General features: G+C 70.4%; 1 protein-coding gene and 1 pseudogene. Both read right to left on the reverse strand.

The features are described from left to right. A pseudogene (locus tag ACTWQJ_RS51865) lies at positions 1-202 on the reverse strand (helix-turn-helix domain-containing protein); the annotation flags it as partial. Then, a complete protein-coding gene (locus tag ACTWQJ_RS51870) occupies positions 184-702 on the reverse strand; it encodes a hypothetical protein (RefSeq protein ID WP_443313276.1) in 519 nt (172 codons plus the stop codon). The gene ACTWQJ_RS51870 and the pseudogene ACTWQJ_RS51865, both read right to left, overlap by 19 nt. Positions 703-845 lie beyond the last annotated feature (143 nt).

Below are 845 nucleotides of genomic sequence, written 5' to 3' on the forward strand. Positions count from 1 at the left end.
CGTAGTTGAGGTACCAGGTGGAGCCCTCCCGGCCGTGGCCGACCCGCAGTCGGCGTAGCCAGCCCTGCGGTTTCAGGACGGTCTCGTAGACGGCCCGCAGCGTCGTGCGGGAGATGCCCGCTTCCTCCGCGGTCTGCCGCTCACTGGCATGGTGCAGGGGGCCGCCTGCCATCTCGGCGAAGTTCAGGTGCGCGCGCAGCACCCGCAGCGCGGTCCGTCCTCGCTCCCCGCGCCAGGGCGTGGTCTCGATGCGGTCGCGCAGCGCGGCAAGGACCTCGTACGCGTCGTGCCGGGAGCCCAGCGCCCTGGTGGTGCTGACGGTTTCGGAGGCGCTGGCCCAGACCCGGCGCGCGTCTGTCCGGACCGCAGGGCGATGTTCCTCGCGTGCCGTCCGCCTTCGTGCTCGGGGTGCAGCAGCAGTTGGGTCAGTTGGTCGACAGTGCCGCCGGCGCGGGCCACGTGGCAGGCGATGGCCGCGGTGATCCGGTGCCCGTGCTCGGCCGTCCCCTGGCGGTCTCCACGCAACACCACGGCCCGGCCGTCGGAGGCGAGCCAGCTGTAACTGCCGGTGGCGTAGCGGCCGGTGAGGTCGCCGAGCAGAATGAGATCGGTCGCGGCCGACGGAAGTTGGGCGTGGCTGAGAATGCCGCGGAATTCGGTGGAGTTTCGATGAGTGAGGGCTTGATGGGTGCTGTCTGGCACGGTGGGGTCGTCTCGCAGAACGTGGACGCCACCCAGGCCCGCTAAAACCACGGGTGGTGTCCGGAACCGACCTCCATCGGCGCCAGAAAGGTCTCCAGAATGGCCGTCCTGGAAGCCCTCGTATGCCTGGCCCCGAGTGGAGG

It is taken from the genome of Streptomyces sp. KR55 (assembly GCF_052245645.1).
In the GTDB taxonomy this organism is placed as follows: Bacteria; Actinomycetota; Actinomycetes; order Streptomycetales; family Streptomycetaceae; genus Streptomyces; species Streptomyces flavusporus.